This window comes from Providencia sp. wls1943, assembly GCF_009706275.1.
GTDB classification, from domain to species: domain Bacteria; phylum Pseudomonadota; class Gammaproteobacteria; order Enterobacterales; family Enterobacteriaceae; genus Providencia; species Providencia zhijiangensis.
In genome coordinates this window covers 150710-167766 of the sequence record NZ_WLTU01000007.1, presented here as the reverse complement: position 1 = coordinate 167766, position 17057 = coordinate 150710, and the positions used below count along the sequence as shown (strand labels likewise).

The 17057-nt window shown below is 39.6% G+C and carries 18 protein-coding genes and 2 pseudogenes; 9 read left to right on the top strand and 11 right to left on the bottom strand.

Annotated elements, in window-relative coordinates; all coding sequences use genetic code 11:
- The first annotated feature begins 19 nt into the window (after positions 1 to 19).
- Positions 20 to 643: a LysE family translocator gene (locus GKR48_RS02885; RefSeq protein ID WP_154626865.1), complete on the top strand. Its 624-nt coding sequence runs from the start codon at positions 20 to 22 to the stop codon at positions 641 to 643.
- Positions 644 to 649: 6 nt separating this feature from the next.
- Here the strand turns inward: GKR48_RS02885 and GKR48_RS02880 are convergent, their stop codons facing one another.
- Complete coding sequence (locus tag GKR48_RS02880; RefSeq protein ID WP_272520984.1) at positions 650 to 1129, bottom strand: NUDIX hydrolase; 480 nt, start codon at positions 1127 to 1129, stop codon at positions 650 to 652.
- 301 nt (positions 1130 to 1430) lie between these two features.
- Between GKR48_RS02880 and GKR48_RS02870 the strand changes: the two genes are divergently transcribed.
- Complete coding sequence (locus GKR48_RS02870; protein ID WP_230088574.1) at positions 1431 to 1841, top strand: efflux RND transporter permease subunit; 411 nt, start codon at positions 1431 to 1433, stop codon at positions 1839 to 1841.
- 60 nt (positions 1842 to 1901) lie between these two features.
- Here the strand turns inward: GKR48_RS02870 and GKR48_RS02865 are convergent, their stop codons facing one another.
- Positions 1902 to 2720 carry a tetratricopeptide repeat protein gene (locus tag GKR48_RS02865; protein ID WP_154626861.1) on the bottom strand — a complete coding sequence of 273 codons (819 nt, stop codon included), beginning with the start codon at positions 2718 to 2720 and terminating at the stop codon, positions 1902 to 1904.
- Between the two features lie 165 nt (positions 2721 to 2885).
- Positions 2886 to 3527, bottom strand: coding sequence for a leucine efflux protein LeuE (gene leuE, locus GKR48_RS02860; protein ID WP_154626859.1), 642 nt, complete (start codon positions 3525 to 3527; stop codon positions 2886 to 2888).
- A 460-nt stretch (positions 3528 to 3987) separates the two neighbouring features.
- Between leuE and GKR48_RS02855 the strand changes: the two genes are divergently transcribed.
- The 3 genes from GKR48_RS02855 (at position 3988) to GKR48_RS02845 (ending at position 5570) form a co-directional block, all read left to right on the top strand.
- Entirely contained in the window at positions 3988 to 4689 is a 702-nt protein-coding gene (locus GKR48_RS02855; RefSeq protein ID WP_154603839.1) for an AzlC family ABC transporter permease, read from the top strand.
- Positions 4686 to 5000, top strand: a complete 315-nt coding sequence (locus tag GKR48_RS02850; RefSeq protein WP_154626857.1) for an AzlD domain-containing protein — start codon at positions 4686 to 4688, stop codon at positions 4998 to 5000. The genes GKR48_RS02855 and GKR48_RS02850 overlap by 4 nt, the downstream gene beginning before the upstream one ends.
- A gap of 102 nt (positions 5001 to 5102) precedes the next feature.
- Positions 5103 to 5570 carry a DUF1456 family protein gene (locus GKR48_RS02845; RefSeq protein ID WP_154626855.1) on the top strand — a complete coding sequence of 156 codons (468 nt, stop codon included), beginning with the start codon at positions 5103 to 5105 and terminating at the stop codon, positions 5568 to 5570.
- A 61-nt stretch (positions 5571 to 5631) separates the two neighbouring features.
- Here GKR48_RS02845 and GKR48_RS17850 read toward each other — a convergent pair.
- The 5 genes and pseudogenes from GKR48_RS17850 to GKR48_RS02825 all read right to left on the bottom strand — a co-directional run.
- Positions 5632 to 6249: pseudogene (locus GKR48_RS17850) on the bottom strand (substrate binding domain-containing protein); the annotation flags it as partial.
- Positions 6250 to 6345: 96 nt separating this feature from the next.
- Positions 6346 to 6981: pseudogene (locus tag GKR48_RS17845) on the bottom strand (carboxyl transferase domain-containing protein); the annotation flags it as partial.
- A gap of 107 nt (positions 6982 to 7088) precedes the next feature.
- The gene (locus GKR48_RS02835; RefSeq protein ID WP_336431107.1) at positions 7089 to 7610 is read right to left on the bottom strand and encodes a GNAT family N-acetyltransferase; all 522 of its coding nucleotides are present in this window, start codon (positions 7608 to 7610) and stop codon (positions 7089 to 7091) included.
- A 19-nt stretch (positions 7611 to 7629) separates the two neighbouring features.
- Positions 7630 to 9057, bottom strand: coding sequence for an AMP nucleosidase (locus GKR48_RS02830; RefSeq protein WP_442959360.1), 1428 nt, complete (start codon positions 9055 to 9057; stop codon positions 7630 to 7632).
- 496 nt (positions 9058 to 9553) lie between these two features.
- Positions 9554 to 10462, bottom strand: a complete 909-nt coding sequence (locus tag GKR48_RS02825; protein WP_154626851.1) for an AEC family transporter — start codon at positions 10460 to 10462, stop codon at positions 9554 to 9556.
- A gap of 217 nt (positions 10463 to 10679) precedes the next feature.
- Between GKR48_RS02825 and GKR48_RS02820 the strand changes: the two genes are divergently transcribed.
- Positions 10680 to 11219 (top strand): NADAR family protein, encoded by a 540-nt coding sequence (locus tag GKR48_RS02820; RefSeq protein WP_154626849.1) that lies wholly within the window; start codon positions 10680 to 10682, stop codon positions 11217 to 11219.
- Positions 11220 to 11277: 58 nt separating this feature from the next.
- Here GKR48_RS02820 and GKR48_RS02815 read toward each other — a convergent pair whose 3' ends face one another.
- The gene (locus GKR48_RS02815; RefSeq protein WP_154626846.1) at positions 11278 to 11736 is read right to left on the bottom strand and encodes a GNAT family N-acetyltransferase; all 459 of its coding nucleotides are present in this window, start codon (positions 11734 to 11736) and stop codon (positions 11278 to 11280) included.
- A gap of 102 nt (positions 11737 to 11838) precedes the next feature.
- Here GKR48_RS02815 and pdxR point away from each other — a divergent pair, with 102 nt between their 5' ends.
- From pdxR to GKR48_RS18125, 3 genes are all read left to right on the top strand, one after another.
- The gene (pdxR, locus tag GKR48_RS02810) at positions 11839 to 13326 is read left to right on the top strand and encodes a MocR-like pyridoxine biosynthesis transcription factor PdxR (RefSeq protein ID WP_154626844.1); all 1488 of its coding nucleotides are present in this window, start codon (positions 11839 to 11841) and stop codon (positions 13324 to 13326) included.
- Between the two features lie 95 nt (positions 13327 to 13421).
- The gene (locus tag GKR48_RS02805; protein WP_154626842.1) at positions 13422 to 14003 is read left to right on the top strand and encodes a YebB family permuted papain-like enzyme; all 582 of its coding nucleotides are present in this window, start codon (positions 13422 to 13424) and stop codon (positions 14001 to 14003) included.
- A 245-nt stretch (positions 14004 to 14248) separates the two neighbouring features.
- The gene (locus GKR48_RS18125) at positions 14249 to 14575 is read left to right on the top strand and encodes a hypothetical protein (RefSeq protein WP_154626840.1); all 327 of its coding nucleotides are present in this window, start codon (positions 14249 to 14251) and stop codon (positions 14573 to 14575) included.
- A gap of 117 nt (positions 14576 to 14692) precedes the next feature.
- Here GKR48_RS18125 and ahpF read toward each other — a convergent pair whose 3' ends face one another.
- Positions 14693 to 16267 (bottom strand): alkyl hydroperoxide reductase subunit F, encoded by a 1575-nt coding sequence (ahpF, locus tag GKR48_RS02795; RefSeq protein ID WP_154626838.1) that lies wholly within the window; start codon positions 16265 to 16267, stop codon positions 14693 to 14695.
- A gap of 126 nt (positions 16268 to 16393) precedes the next feature.
- Positions 16394 to 16957 (bottom strand): alkyl hydroperoxide reductase subunit C, encoded by a 564-nt coding sequence (ahpC, locus tag GKR48_RS02790; protein WP_006659869.1) that lies wholly within the window; start codon positions 16955 to 16957, stop codon positions 16394 to 16396.
- Positions 16958 to 17057 lie beyond the last annotated feature (100 nt).

Below are 17057 nucleotides of genomic sequence, written 5' to 3'. Positions count from 1 at the left end.
TTACCATTAGGATCCCACTATGAATGAAATTATCGCTGTTGCCACCATTACTATTTTGGCGGTTATAAGCCCTGGCCCTGACTTCGCTATGGTTACCAGAAATAGCTACTCCTATGGCACCAAAACCGGCCTATTCAGTGCTCTTGGTATTGCTGCTGGAGTGCAAGTTCATGTGCTGTACACCATTTTTGGCGTGACTCTAATCATTATGAGTTCCCCTACATTATTTATGGCAGTCAAACTCCTTGGCGTCGCTTATTTGGTGTATATTGGTTTTAAATCCTTAACAAACAAAACAGCAATTAACGCCAGCGATGACCTTAATCCGGCATCAAGACCCTCTTCATTTTCTGCATTTAAAATGGGTTTTTTAACCAATGCGCTCAACCCTAAGACGATGTTTTTCGTTGTTTCGGTCTACACCCAAGTGCTCCAAGCGGGTAACTCTCAATGGCTAAACTTCAGCTACGGATTATTTATTTCTTTTGCACATTGGGTTTGGTTTAGTTTAATTGCTCTATTTTTTGCAGCACCATTGATTAGAAATAAAATTCTTAAATATCAATTTATTATGGATAGAGTTATTGGTGCCTTATTAATTATGCTAGGTATCTCTTTGCTCTTTTTTAATATTTCATCATGACTGAATTCATTTCGAATGCGCCGAACCATTTTGAAAGTATTCATTAACCATAATAGCGAGTTCATACACATCTTTAGGAAGATTCAAGTCATTCATTTTATTCAGAGAAACCCAATGAAAATCCGCATTGCATTGGGTTTCTTCGTCTATTAGCTCACAGAGATAAACCATATCGATATGCCAATGATCTCCTTGGCGTTTATCTGCAATGAATTCTTTTAAAATAGCGAAAGGAATCGGTAAAGAGAGAGTATTCTTTGAATCATTAACCTTCGAGTATAACGGATAGCGACAGTCAATTACTCGGCACCGCAAACCTGTTTCTTCAAACACTTCACGAACAACGGTATCTTGTGGTTCTTCATTCGGGTCAATGTGGCCACCAGGCGGTAGCCAAATACCTAGCTTAGGGTGCTCATGTAATAGAAATTCTCCTCGGGAACTACAGATCATCGCCGTCGCAGTAAAATGTTTGATATGTTCCACTATTTTTATTCCTTCATACTTATCATCTTTATAAATCAATCAAATACAATACAACACGCCTAATTGCTTCGATTGCCACCGCCAACTCTTCATGGGTTAAGGTGCTAATTGCTATTCTTAACGCCTGCGGTACTGAGTTTGATGTACAGTAAGACTCTGCACTGCTAATTGCTATATTTTGCTTTTTTAATTCACTGACTACTGCATCGGCACGTACGCCATCAGGTAATGGTAACCAAACAAAGTAACTGGCTGGATGCGCAATATAGGGTAAATCCGTAAAAACTTTCTGAACTATTGCTTGTCGTATTTTTGCATCCCGCCGCTTATTGGTATTTTAATGTTGATGGGGATCGTCACCAAAAACTCGATACTTCTGGTGGAGTTTATTCTTGAAAAAGAACGAACTGGTTTAAATCGACAACAAGCTATTATCGAAGCAGGTCAGGAGCGAATTCGTCCAATTATTATGACTACTTTTGCCATGATTGCAGGCATGATCCCCCTCGTGCTCACAACAGGAGCCGATGCAGGATTTAGGGCGCCAATGGCAGTTGCGGTTATCGGGGGGTTAATGAGCTCAACGGTGCTCAGCTTACTGTTTGTTCCCGTTATTTATAGCTTGATGGATGATTTGAAAAAGAAAACATTACCACTATTGGCAAAATGTACCTCTGTTACTCAATCTGATAGAGATGTAAAACGCTGGTAGGAATAATTGCAATAATTTGGCTCTCCACACCAACGATGGAGAGCCAATAACGAGATGTTTTTACTGATTGTTTTTAAAACCTAACTTACTGTTTTTTAGTTTTACAGCCGTTTGATACCAGTGCTTATTATAATTCTGTGCTGCCTTGGGTAAAAGTGAATAGGTTTTAATCACTTCATCAATTAATGGCATCGCTTCAATCACTCGTTTTTGTTCAAATAAAAACTCAGCGTAAGCAACCTTGTATTCAATATGGTCGCGATGACTTAATAAGGCACGAAACTCATTATCAGCTTCAGTAACCAACCCTAAGCGTACTAAAGAACGAGCATATAAAAAATGCCCCGTATTCGAGTTGAACGTTGGATTTTTTTCACACAATAGGTCTAACGTCTCTTTACAACGCGCGTATTCCCCCGCTTCATACAGTGCATCCGCATATTTCAACATAATATCCGGTGAATACTGATTAATTCCTTGCAGTGATTCTTGATAGTATTTAATCGCATTTTGATAGTCACCTTTATCGGTATATGCGTCTGCGAGTGTTACACAACTATTCGTGGTCGGATTTAATTCATACTCTTTTAGAGCTTGATTGATGCTTTTATTGGGTGCTAATTGTTTTTTAATCGCTCTTTCTAATTTATATCCATGGCGGGAATAGCGCATAGCCGGCATCCAAATGACCAGCGCATAAACAACCGAGCCCAAAATTGGGAAAACAAATAAAATGAACAACCAATAAGAGTTTTGATTACTCTTTATTGAATGGACCGCAAAATAAATCGCAGGAATAAAATAGATTAATAATCCCAGAATGTGCATAACAACCTCAATGAATATCAACTCGATGGTTTTGTATATGGCCGTACTCATACTTCCTTGTACAGCGGCTTGCTTAGTCGTGACTAAATTAGCACCATGATGACAGGCATCACTCTGAAGGCAAACAGGAAAAAACCTGAAAAGATAAATTAGAAACAAAAAAATAGCTGGCTCATTCGCCAGCCACCCTATAATAAAAATATATAAATCAACAGATTAGGCTGTTAATGCCAATTTCGCACCGAACATTAAAAAGACGGCACCAATACAGCTATTTGAAAATTTAGATAATTTTTTATTGTGTTTTACCATGTTGGTCACTGCAACAGCACCAAATATCAGCATTGATAGATAAAACATGCTGCATGCTTCTAAAATCACGCCGAGCACAAAAAACGGCACCCCTGCACTTGGGTACGCTGGGTCAATAAATTGAATGAAGAATGAAACATAAAAAATGATCATTTTTGGATTTAGCAAACTTAAAAAGACGGCTTTCTTATACGTCCCTTTTGTTTCTAATATGATCCCATCGACATCTGTTGCAGATTCTTTTTTATGCAATACTGAATATAACGTTTTAATACCTAAGTAAAATAGGTAGGCAGCACCTGCATACTTGATCACGCTAAAGAATATAGGAGATGTTTTGACTAAAGACGCAACACCTAAAAATGATAAAAAAATGAGCAATGCATCACCAGTAAAGACACCAAGTGCTGCTTTATAACCATTTTTTACACCATATTTTGCACTACTCGTTAAAACAAATAGAGAATTAGGGCCTGGTACCAATGTAATAAAAATCACACCGATAAGATAAGTCCATAAGTTTGTAATACCTAAATTTTCAAGCATAATAAACCCGCTAACTCAATAAAAGTTATAACAATTAATTCACATCCTTACCTAATGGATAATATGATACACACCTTTATTTTTTAATGAAAGATATCACCATCAATACTTTCATATATGAAATATAAACCTATTAATTAAGCGTTAAGGTGGAGTTTTAATGATGTTTTACATGTTAAAACTGAAGCTAAATTCCAAACAAAAACACTTAAACAGCAGCAAGCTGAAAATATTTTTAAAATGATATAAAACTTCATAAATTAAATAAAAGTAAGTTATTAATGCTAATTAAAGCTTGTAGGTAGAGATAGTGATTTGTTCCACATTTCACGATATAACAATGGATGCCTACAGCGTATCGAATAATGATTTTTACTCTAAATACCTGTAGTTAAATCAACATTGTCTTTGTTTAGACTTTTATTTAATGAATGACATTTCAACATACAGGTGCACATCAATGTCGTCTCAACAACCAAAGCCATGGCAACGCGCAATGATGGATGGAGCTGTCCACACATTACCCTTAAATCTTGCAGTTATTCCGTGGGGGATTCTTGCGGGTTCCATGGCCATTGAAACAGGGCTTTCTTTTTGGCAAAGCATCGCAATGTCTGCCATGGTTTTTGCAGGCGCAGCTCAGTTAGTCACTCTAGGTTTGCTCAATTCAGGAGCTGGCTATATTACGATTGTGATTTCTGTTTTCTTTATTACATCGCAGCATCTTTTATATGGGTTAACCATGCGTCCTCACGTAAAAGATTTCACGACACCACAACGTTTAAGCATTGGCTTTCTATTAACTGATGAGCTATTCGCCATTAGTGCAGCCAAGCGACAAGCACTCAGCTTTGCCTATTTATTTGGTGCGGGGTTTAGTTTCTATCTTGTGTGGTTAGTCACCAGCCTATGCGGCATTGTGATGGCAAATTTGGTGGGTGATTTAAGTAAATTACATTTAGATTTCTCAGTTGTCGCGACACTATTAGCCATTGTCGTTCCACTCACTAAAAAAATAAGTACCGCCTGTGGTGTTTTATTTTCATTAATTACTGCAATTGCCCTATCGATGTATTCGATCAGTAGTGCAATTGTAATTGCCGGCGTTGGTGGGATGTTTGTTTCTGTTGGTGTCTCTCGTTTATTAAGGGAAGAAAAATGATCTGGATTTTAATTATCAGTTTAACGGCTGTTGTTTTCTCTCTGCGTTATATTTTTCTGATCCCTCAACTACCAATACGATTACCATTAATTGTACGCCAAGCACTCAGTTATTCTGCACCTTGTTTGCTTACTGCAATTTGTGCCCCTGTCATTTTATTAGAAAATCATGAATTACATAGTTTCCCTGATAATCCTTATCTCTGGGGAGCGCTATTTTGCGTTGTAGCAGCATCTTTACTGAAAAATATGTTGGTCACTGTCGGATTAACTTTAGTCTTTTTCTATGGACTTATTTACTTTATGGGCTAACCAATAATTTATAAAGCATCGGTAGCTACCTTTGCTTTATAATGACGTTTCATGGCTAATAGAAGCCTATTTTTTTAATCGATCCGTTGGATAATTACCCCCATGCTAAATAATTACGTTTTACGAAGTGTTCGTTATATGTTGGATTTGAGCGATGCTCAGATGGTTGAAATCGTAAAACTTGCAGACTTTTCAGTCACAAAAGAAGAAATGAGCCTTTGGTTAAAGAAAGATACCGACCCCGACTACGTTGAATGTAGTGACCTTGTGCTCGGTTATTTTCTGAATGGGTTGATTTATCATCGCCGTGGTAAAGATGAAAGTCGCCCAGCGCCAGAAGTTGAAGATAGAATCAATAACAATATTATTTTCAAGAAATTACGTGTTGCCTTTGAACTGAAAGACGTTGATTTACTGGAAATCTACCAGTCTGTTGATTTCCGAGTGTCAAAACCAGAATTAAGTGCTATTTTCCGTAACCCAGAACATAAAAATTATCGTGAATGTGGCGACCAACTATTACGTTACCTATTAAAAGGCTTAACGTTACGCCTACGAGGAAATAAATAGTTCATTCAGATCACCATAATGTTTACGAACATTATAGTATTAGGCTGATAGCAATATCAGCCTAGATATTTTTCAGTAAGTAACTTAAAAAAGTATCAACTTTCGGTGAAAGTGAACGTTTTGAGGCGTAAACTGCGCGTAACTCAATCGGTGCTGGATACATATCATCAAAACTCACTTCCACCAACGTTCCCGCTTGAATTGCGCTTTGGCATCCCTCTTTTGACAGAATAGCGAATCCCAATCCATTGAGTGCAGCTGCACTGGCAAGAATACCGCTGTTCACACGGTACTGACTGTTTATACTGACTTTTTTTATCTGTCCATGATGAGTGCTAAAAACCCAAGGTTGCCCTTGCAGCGCACTAAAACTCGTGATGCAGGGCATCATTCTGAGTTCATCCACGGTGCTGGGTAAACCCTGTTTTTCAATTAACTGCGGGGCTGCAACGACAACACTCTCCCATGATTTAACCAATTTTGAGTGGTAGCTACTATCCATCAACGCTCCACGATGAAAAGTCAGTAATAAATCCACTTCATCACCAATAACATCTAAAGGCGCTAGTTGCGTGTCACAATGAATGGCAAGACCCGGATGGGCAAGCACAAATTTAGCCAGTAAATCTGCAAATAATACACTGCCAGATTCACTTGGAATCGTTAGCCGCAAAGTACCGCTTAATGTTTCTGAGGCGCTAATTTGTTGCAAGGTTTCATCTAATTCTAAATACAGTTTTTGGCTCTTATTTAATAATAAAGTACCTTGCTCAGTTAAGCGCATTTGCCGTGTGGTTCGTTCAATCAATCGGCAATGAAGTTGAGTTTCAAGCTGCTTAATTTGCCGGCTCACATTCGACGTTGGCATCGAAGCTTCTGCTTGCCCACGCTCTTCAGCGCCAACACCAGGATAAGCCCCTGCAGAATCAATGAATGTAATAACTGGCAGCTTAAATCGTTCCGCCATTTTCATTAATCGAAGTGCTTTTCGATATCCTTCAGGGGATGGCATTCCAAAATTACGTTTTACTTTTTCCTTCGTATCCCGCCCTTTTTGTTGCCCCATTACCATAACTGGGCGACCGTCTAAACGCGCTAATCCACCCACTAACGCTTTGTCGTCAGCAAATGCTCTATCCCCCGCTAATTCCTGAAACTCAGTAAATATAAGAGAAATATAGTCCAATGTATAAGGACGCATTGGATGACGAGCTAATTGCACAATTTCCCATGCACCTAAAGAAGAGAAAATATTCTCCGTGAGGGATTGGCATTTCTTTTCTAATAATTGGATCTCCTCATCAAGCTTTAGTTCTGATGGATGACCCCTTTGCTTAAAGGCATTTAATGCTTCAATTTTTTCATGAAGCTCAATAATGGGTTTTTCAAATGCAAGAAAATGGCTAGACATAGTGACCTTAAAATCGACCAAATAATTTTAAGAGTCTACTGAGAGGATCAATCCTATTCTATAAATAAGAATAGGATTGATAGTTATCAAAAATGGGATAATGGCAACTAAATAAGATTTTTACGTAATAATACCGAGATGCTGCCGTTCATAAACACCTCTTTATCTTGCGTATACCCTAACTTTTCAGCGACACGCAGTGACGGTATATTTTGAGGCCCTATAAAGCAGATGCTTTCTTGGTGTTTTTGCTCCGCGATCAGCCAAGACAATGCTGCTTGCATCGCCTCCGTCGCGTAACCTTTACCTTGATATTCAGGCGCAATCACCCATCCCGCTTCAGGGACCCCTTTAACGTGGGGTTCAACAATGCGATGAAAATCGGCAAATCCGAGATCACCCACATAATTTCCCGTCGCTTTTTCTCTCACCGCCCAATAACCAAATCCGAGTAGAGGCCAAAGTCCGCCATATGCGAGCATACGCATCCATGATTCGCGCTCCGTTGAAGGAACACCGCCAATATGCTGAACCATTGAGCGTTGTCCCCATAACTGCGAAAGTGCTGAAAAATCACTAACCTCATGTTTTGCTAAAATTAATCTATCTGTTTCAAGTTTAGGGATCACGTATTTCCCCTCCTCTAGATTATCTAAATGGCGGCTCGTCGAATGTTCTTAGTTTTCGGGAATGCAGCTTATCACCTTCTTGTCGTAGCAGGTCAATGGCACGGATCCCAATTTGTAGATGCTCCGATATTGCGCCTTCATAAAAACTATTTGCTTGTCCTGGAAGCTTGATTTCTCCGTGAATCGGCTTATCTGATACACAGAGTAATGTGCCATAAGGGACACGGAAACGGTAACCTTGTGCGGCAATTGTGGCACTTTCCATATCCACCGCAACGGCTCGACTGAGGCTGAATCTGCGGGCGGTTGCAAAAAATCTTAACTCCCAGTTACGATCATCCGTTGTGACCACCGTTCCGGTACGTAAACGCTGTTTAACTAGCTCACCAGGCATATTACTCACCTGTTTAGTAGCGTCATATAGCGCCCGTTGAACTTCAGCAATACTTGGAATAGGAATATCTGGTGGTAATACATCATCTAAAATATGGTCATCGCGTAAATAGGCATGTGCTAAAACATAGTCACCAATTTTTTGGCTTTCTCGTAGCCCGCCACAATGACCAATCATTAACCACGCATGAGGGCGCAATACCGCTAAATGGTCACAAATGTTTTTCGCATTTGCTGGACCAACGCCAATATTCACTAATGTAATTCCTACACCATCACGTGCAATCAGATGATATGCAGGCATTTGAAATTTTTTCCACGTTAAATCGGATGTGGCAAATTGCGGATCGGCATTTTCAGCGGTTAAATAGTTATGTCCTACACAAGATAAAGCGATATAGCGGCTTTCTGGGTCACGAATTTGCTCACAGGCCCAATTCACAAACTCATCAACATAGCGGTTGTAGTTAGTAAACAAAATATAAGGCTGAACATGCTCAGGCTGTGTGCCCGTATAATGTTTTAATCGCGCTAAAGAGAAATCTACGCGTAGTGCATCAAAGTGGGATAATGGCATATCATCCGTCACATGATACAAACCATCCGTAATATCATCACTGATATGAGAGAGATCGGTGATAGGAAAATGAGCAGCTAAACTGCTACTCATACTTCTATCAAGAATTAAATCTGAACCATCGATAACGAATGGATATGGAATTTCAGTTTTAGACGGACGAACTGCAAAAGATACGTCATAGTCTTGTTGAAAAATGGTCAATTGCTCAACAAGGTAAGCTCGAAACAGGTCTGGTTGGGTTACAGTAATGCTGTAATCTCCCCGCTTCACAAAACGGGCATAAGCTCGCGTTTTTTCGCAATGGTCAACCTTTCCTTCCCAAGTCACACATAACTCAGGGTAGGCAAACAACCCATTTTCTCGGGCGTTAGCATCGGGTAACGTTCCATTTTCAACATAGGTTGCAATGGCATTTCTCAAGGCTTCAATGGCATTTGAATAGAGTAATGAGAGTGTTTCGATTGTCTCTTCTATAGAAAGATTTTCATATTTTCGGCATTGTTCCAAAGACACGCTTAACTCCTTATCAAATGACGTAAAATTTACGCCTTCAGTGTATGTTATTCATCGAACACTCACAAGAAATTGCATTTAATCCTTAAAAACTTAATAAGTTAAAATCTTCTTTTATTCTATTTATTATTTATTTTTAAATATTGCTAATTTCGTACTTAACTTAATATAAAGAAAATGTATTTTAATTGATTTCAATATAATGATTATGGATTATTTAACAGTCCTCATGCTAGTTAAAAATATAAAACACACACCTAAAAATATTTACACTGTTATTTATTAAAGAGATTAAATCGTAATTAAGAATATTATTTAATAGTGGCTACATGTTTATTCCATTATATTTAAAAGTAATACTATTTCTCTGTAGCTTATAGTTCCAATGTTTATGAACGCGGGTATAAATACTTAAAAGGTGCTTAATTATGATGCTACTTTTTATATAAAAACAATATCATTGGATGATTAATGTTAAAACTAGCGGTAATGTAATCACGGCAAGAATAGTTTGGAAAGTAATAATCCCTGCCATTAATTGGCTATCACCATTAAGCTGCTTAGTTAAAATATAAGAAGTTGGTGCAGTAGGAATGGAGAAAAAGATCACCAAAAGCACACTTTCTAATGTTGGTAATTCAAATAAATAAGCCGTAAATGAGGCTAGCACTGGCATAACAAGTAAGCGAAACAATGTTGAAAGCATAATCGGTTTAAATTCTTTTCTGAGCGTTGCTGTTTGTAATGCCCCACCAATACAAATTAACCCCAAAGGTAAGCTGGCTGCTGCCAATAATTTTAAAAATTGATCAGACCCAAATGGTAAACCTATCGGTAATAAATTTAATAATATTCCGATGACACAAGAAATAATCAATGGGTTTTTCACAATAGGCAAAGCTAGCTGCTTTAATGTGACTTTCTTTCCTGCACTTAGCGATAGGACCGCAATGATATTACAACTGGGAACTAGAATCGCCATAATCATCGCAGAAATCGCAATCCCTTCCGATCCCAAAAGATCCGCAACAATCGCCAATCCTAAATAAGTATTAAAACGAATAATTCCTTGAATGTGTGCCCCAAATCGTGGAATTGGCATTTTAAATAAATATTTATTTACCACGACAAGCAGTGAACTTACCGCAAGGATGAAAAAAATGGCGCAAGCTAGATAGGGTAATTTGGGATTATTGAGCGGTGCATTCGCCAAACTGTTTATTAATAATGCAGGGAATAAAATAAAGTAATTGAGTTTTTCCGCACTGGGCCAAAAATCGGCAGAAAATAGTGCTGTTCTACGTAAAACAAAACCCATTGCGATGAGAGCAAACAATGGCCACAACACGAGTAAGATCTTTTCCATGATTAAGAAATTCTTTTTTTTCAAACCATTATGAATTAATAAATGTGACTATATCGTTAAAATCAATGAGATGTTAGTTAAAAAAAGCGATGCAGATAAATACATTTCCAGAGTGTGAGCTTTATTCAAAAATACAGTGCAGGTTATTCCGATAGCCAATACATTTATTTATCGTTACTCTCACTAAATCTCATTATTATTTTTCCAAGTTAGTCCTATGGATATAAAAAACCTTTGTAAGCTCTACCGAACAGGTAAAAAATTTAAATATGTCTTTTTCTGGGGACATCAATCAAAACAACAACAAGTCACGAAAAGCTGTTTTAGCCAATGGTACCCTGCTCCTTTTATCGTTGATGGTAACCGTTTCGCCAGTGCCGAACATTTTATGATGGCAGAAAAAGCACGTTTATTTGGCGATAGTGAAATTCTGCAAAAAATTATCAATGCTCCGAATCCTGGGGCTGCAAAAGCCTATGGACGAGAAGTTCGTGGTTTTAAGCAAGATATCTGGGATGCAAACCGATTTGATATTGTTGTAAAAGCTAATTTAGCCAAATTTTCTCAAAATGATGCGCTAAAGCAGTTCTTATTGGCAACAAATGAGCGTGTCCTCGTGGAAGCGAGCCCTGTCGATAAAATATGGGGAATTGGTTTAGCGGAAGATGCGGAGAATATTGAAAACCCACTCACGTGGAAAGGCTTAAACCTATTGGGCTTTGCATTAATGGAAGTACGGACACAATTAGCCAAGTAAGATTTTCAGCACAAATATCCCGCTGTTAAAAAGCAGCGGGACTTCACTTTAAATATTCTTATAGTGGCATTCTGTATTCAATAACGCCTGGTTTTTCTGCGACCCAATTGTATAGCTTTTGTCCGCGTAAATTGGTTTCCTGGGTATGCCAATATAAACGTCCACATTGTTTCTGCTGCGCTTGTTGCTGAACAAACTCAATTAATTGTTTTCCCACATGGCGACCACGAACTTCAGGGGTCACATAAAGATCTTCTAAATAACAAAAATCATTTTCGGCCCAAGTGGAGCGGTGGTAAAGATAGTTAACAAAACCAACCACTTTGCTACCTTCTAATGCAACAGCGCAGTACATCGGCTCTTTTTCATCAAAGAAACGCGCCCATGCTTTTAAGGTAATTTCTTCGCTTAAATCCACTTGATAAAATTTTTGATACTCCAACCAATAAACTAACCATTCTGGGTAGTGATCAGGGGAAACAAACTCAATAGATACCAGTAGTTCTGCATTATTCATAATAACCCTTCCATTTGTAGACATATAACTGAATGAGGTTATAGTACAGAGCTATCTGGTACTGTATAAGATACACTTTTGTTATTTATTTAGGATCCACTTATGAGAAGAAAGCAACAAGCTCAGTTCCCACTATTATTGATTGAACAGGGTCGAATTAATGAAGGGGTTTACCATACGATCCGCAATGCAATATTAGATGGACGAATTGCTGCTGGCCTAAAATTACCTTCGACTCGAGCACTAGCCGAGATGATGTCAATTTCTCGTAACTCAGTCATTGCAGGGTTTGAACGTCTAATTGATGAAGGTTATTTATACTCAAAGCAAGGCTCAGGAACCTATGTTTCTGCACTGATTCCTGATGAGCTAGTGCGTCCAATCAACACTAAACAAGCGACTTCCAAACAAGAAAATCCTGCACTTTATCTGAATCCCGTGTTGAATAACCTTCAACCACTTTGGGAACAATCTCGCCCAAATACCAATAAGCGCTCAATATTTAATATTGGCGTTGGTTGTGTTGATCAGTTTCCCCATGACCTATGGGGGCGATTACTCGGGCGAGTTTGGCGAAAATCCAAGCATGATATCACGCACTACAATCACCCTGATGGCTATATACCGCTCAAAAAATTACTGGCTAATTATGTGCGTTCAACCCGTGGCGTTCATTGCCATGACAAACAAATTATTATCGTCAATGGAACCCAGCAGGCAATAAATTTAGTAGCTAAAGTCTTATTAAAACAAAACGATACTGTTTGGCTCGATGACCCAGGTTATGACAGTGCTCGTGCAATTCTAGCCGCCGCCGGCGCCAATATTTCACCAATCCCTTCAGATCATGAAGGAATGAATGTTGAGTACGCTGCCACACATCATAGTGATGCCAAACTGATTTACACTACGCCATCTCATCAGTTTCCGCTTGGAACAACCTTAAGCTTACCTCGCCGCCTCGCATTATTAGATTGGGCGCAACAAAATAACGCTTGGATATTTGAGGATGATTACAACAGCGAGTTTCGTTTTTTATCCAAACCGATCCAAGCCTTGCAAGGGCTGGATAATCATCAACGCGTTATTTATGCTGGTACATTTTCTAAAATGATGTATCCCGGTTTTCGCCTTGGATTTTTAATTGTGCCAGAAAATCTGAGTGACGCTTTTACGATGATGAAATATTACAGTGACAGTCATTGTAGTTATTTAGAACAAGCCGCTTTAGCCCAGTTTATTCAAGAAGGTCATTACGCGAGACATATTCGTAAGATCCGCAAAATTTGTTATGAACGCCAAACTGTTTTTTGCCAATCCATCAATCAATATCTCCCGCATATTTTTAATGCACAGATGAATGATTCTGGGATCCATACCGTCTGCTGGGTGAAAAAAGGCTATAGCTTAGAGATTATCCTAGAGCAGTGTCGTGCCCTTGGTTTTGGAGCTCAACCGCTATCTCGTTATTGCATTAGCAGTCAAAATAATGATGCTATTCTATTTGGATATGCTGCCCATACCAAGCACGAGATCGTCCACAATATTCAGTTATTAAGTGAGGCACTGGCGAAAATATACCCGAGTTAAACAGAAATGATATTCACCGCTATTCCGATTGTCGACGGTATTGAACGACTTATAAGATGACCTCAATGCAATTTTTCACCCTATTGAGGTGTACTATGACAAAAATAAATTACCCTTATGAACTCGAAGTCGGCGACATTGTTTTCACCAGTATCGGCACTGAAGTTTTCCGCCAAATCGCATCCGCATCAAAATGTTGGAGTAACCATGTTGGCATGATCATCGGCCATGATGGAGAAGACTATTTAGTGGCAGAAAGTCGCATTCCGTTATCGACCACCACCACATTATCCCGTTTTATTGCCCGCTCATCTGAGCATCGTTACAGTGTGCGCCGCTTATCAACACATTTAACTGAGGCACAAAAACAGGCGTTAGTAACACAAGTTTTTCCACGATTAAATAAGTTTTACCATACTGGATTTAAATATGATTCATCGCGCCAGTTTTGCTCAAAATTTGTATTCGATATTTACCAATCTGCCTTATCTATTCGCATTGGCGAAATCGAAACATTCCAAGAATTGTTAACAAAAAATCCGAATGCCAAATTAAAGTTCTGGAAGCTATGGTTTATTGGTTCCATTCCTTGGGAACGCACGACCGTCACCCCAGCCAGCTTATGGCATCATCCAGAGCTTTCTTTGGTGTACCGTAGTCACGAAGATATTCATTAATTCCTCACTTTAACAACCGATTGATTGACTCTTCCTACACAGATAAAGAGCCCTGTTCCACAGGGCTTTAGCGAGCAACCCAACGTTTTTAGGAGTAACTTCAGCACTATCTTTATACTATTTTTTGACTCTCTTTCCTCATCAAAATACCCTCCTACCCATACACCGATTTTTATGCCCATTCGTTTGTTCAAAACGCAATTAATGGATGAGCGCGTTCAGTAAAAGGATTGAGGAGAAACGCAATGGCGAATCAATTCCGAGAAAAACAAACCCCTTTAATGTTATTCGTCTCTTACAACGATGATTCATTTAAACAGCATCACCAAAGGGTATCTCATGGGGGAAATAATATGGACTCAAAGTTAAATAGCTTAGAAAAAGAGATCAATAAAATGAAAAATGATCTGCATGAAGTCAAAACCAATATCGCCGTGATTAAATCCAACTATTCCACCAAAGAAGCTCTAGCCGCTAGCGCCAATAAAATCATTTTATGGTTTGTGGGCAGCGTGATATTGACGCAGTTACTGCCAATGGTGGTGAGAGTTATCGATGTGTGGGTGAAGTGATTAGTACTTATATTATTGAAATTACCTTTCTTATCTTGATTTTTAGGCTCACAAAAAAAGGCACTCGCCCCCGAGTGCCTTTTGGCTACAAGCCTCTGAATATTAGGTGAAAATCACCTATTCAGCGGTTCTGGTACTTGTGCGGATCAGGTAGTCAAATGCGCTAAGTGCGGCTTTTGCTCCCTCTCCGGCGGAAATGATAATTTGTTTATAAGGCACTGTTGTACAGTCACCGGCGGCGAATACGCCCTTCACGCTGGTTTCATTACGTGCATCAACTTCGATTTCGCCCATACGATTGCGAGCAACGGTATCACCTAACCAATTGGTATTTGGTAATAAACCGATTTGAACAAACGCGCCTGCCACTTCCAAAGAGTGCACGCTTTCATCAGTGCGATCTTTGTACTCTAAGCTAGTCATCTTGCTGCCATCGCCTTTAACTTCAAGGGTTTGAGCATTCAAAATAATATCGATATTGCTCAGGCTGCGAGCTTTGTCTTGTAACACGGAGTCCGCTTTCAATTCTGACGCAAATTCCAATACCGTCACATGCTCAACGATACCCGCTAAATCGATAGCTGCTTCGATACCGGAGTTACCACCACCAATTACCGCAACACGTTTGCCTTTAAACAGAGGACCATCACAGTGAGGACAGAATGTCACTCCTTTTGTGCGGTACTCTTGTTCGCCCGGAACACCCATATTTCTCCAGCGTGCGCCAGTGGCGATAATAATACTGCGCGCCTTCATCACACCGCCTGATGCGGTTTCGATTTGGTGATATCCGCCAATTTGTTCAGCAGGGATAAGCTTAGTGACGGATTGACCATCAATCACATCCACATTGTAGCTATCCACATGATTTTTCAGAGAACCAGCTAAAATCGCGCCTTCAGTTTTCAATACCGAAATATAGTTTTCGATATCAACGGTATCCATGACCTGTCCACCGAAGCGCTCACCGATAACACCAGTACGAATACCTTTCCGCGCAGTATAAACCGCAGCGGATGCACCCGCAGGACCACTACCGATGATCAGAACTTCAAATGGGTCACGTTCGCTAATCGCTTTTGCCGCACGCGCGTCAGCATTGGTATCCACCTTGCTCACGATTTCGCTTAATGTCATACGGCCTTGACCAAATTCTTTGCCGTTTAAGAAAACAGCGGGCACACCCATGATGTTGCGTTCGTCAATTTCGTTTTGGAACAGCGCACCATCAATCGCCGTATGGCTGATGTTCGGATTTAATACCGCCATTAAATTCAGCGCCTGCACAACGTCAGGGCAGTTATGGCAAGATAATGAATAGTAAGTTTCAAAGTTAAAGTCGCCTTCCAGCCCTTTCACTTGATCCAACAATTCTTGCGCTTCTTTGGATGGATGACCACCCACTTGCAGGAGAGCCAGCACTAAAGAGGTAAATTCATGGCCTAATGGTGAGCCTGCAAAACGCACGCCAACATGAGTCCCTGGGTTGGTGATTAAAAATGAAGGTGTTCTTTGTGCGGCATCGCGCTCTTCACGCACAGTCACCTTGTCAGACAGCGACGCAATTTGTTCAAGTAATTGTTTTATTTCAATTGATTTTGCGCTGTCATCTAAATTCGAAACTAACTCTACGGGTTTAGTTAATCTTTCCAGATAGGCTTTTAATTGAGCCTGTAAATTATTATCGAGCATGTAATCCCCTTGGTCATAAAATCGGGTACATATACCCGTCGAATAGCCCGTTGCAGGCTTTTACTTAATTATGTTTAGCGCCTGCAACGTGGCTTATTTTGCAATATTCTTATCGAGGGTTATCGATTAGATTTTGCCGACTAAATCTAATGATGGAGACAGTGTTGCTTCACCTTCTTTCCATTTAGCTGGGCAAACTTCACCTGGGTGGCTTGCAACGTATTGAGCCGCTTTAACTTTACGCAGTAAGTCAGCAGCGTCACGGCCAATGCCTTCCGCAGTGATTTCGATAGCTTGGATGATACCTTGTGGGTCAACAACGAATGTACCACGGTCAGCCAGACCTTCGTTTTCACGCATGTTTTCGAAGTTACGAGTCAGAGCACCTGTTGGGTCGCCGATCATCGCGTATTTGATTTTACCGATGGTTTCAGAGCTTTCGTGCCATGCTTTGTGAGTAAAGTGGGTATCAGTCGATACAGAATAGATATCTACGCCCATTTTTTGGAATTCAGCGTAATGGTCAGCAATGTCGCCTAATTCAGTTGGGCAAACGAAAGTGAAGTCCGCTGGATAGAAGAAGAAAACGCTCCATTTACCCGCAACATCTTTCTCTGTTACTTCGATAAATTTACCGTCTTTAAAAGCTTGATTAGAAAAAGGTTTGATTTGAGTATTAATTAATGACATTTGATGTCCTCCTGTTTGGTTGACTATTAAGTTACTGTTTCGCAGAGACTTAATCCAATCAGTCGTTGCTATCGATTTGATAGGCAAAATCTAATCATTA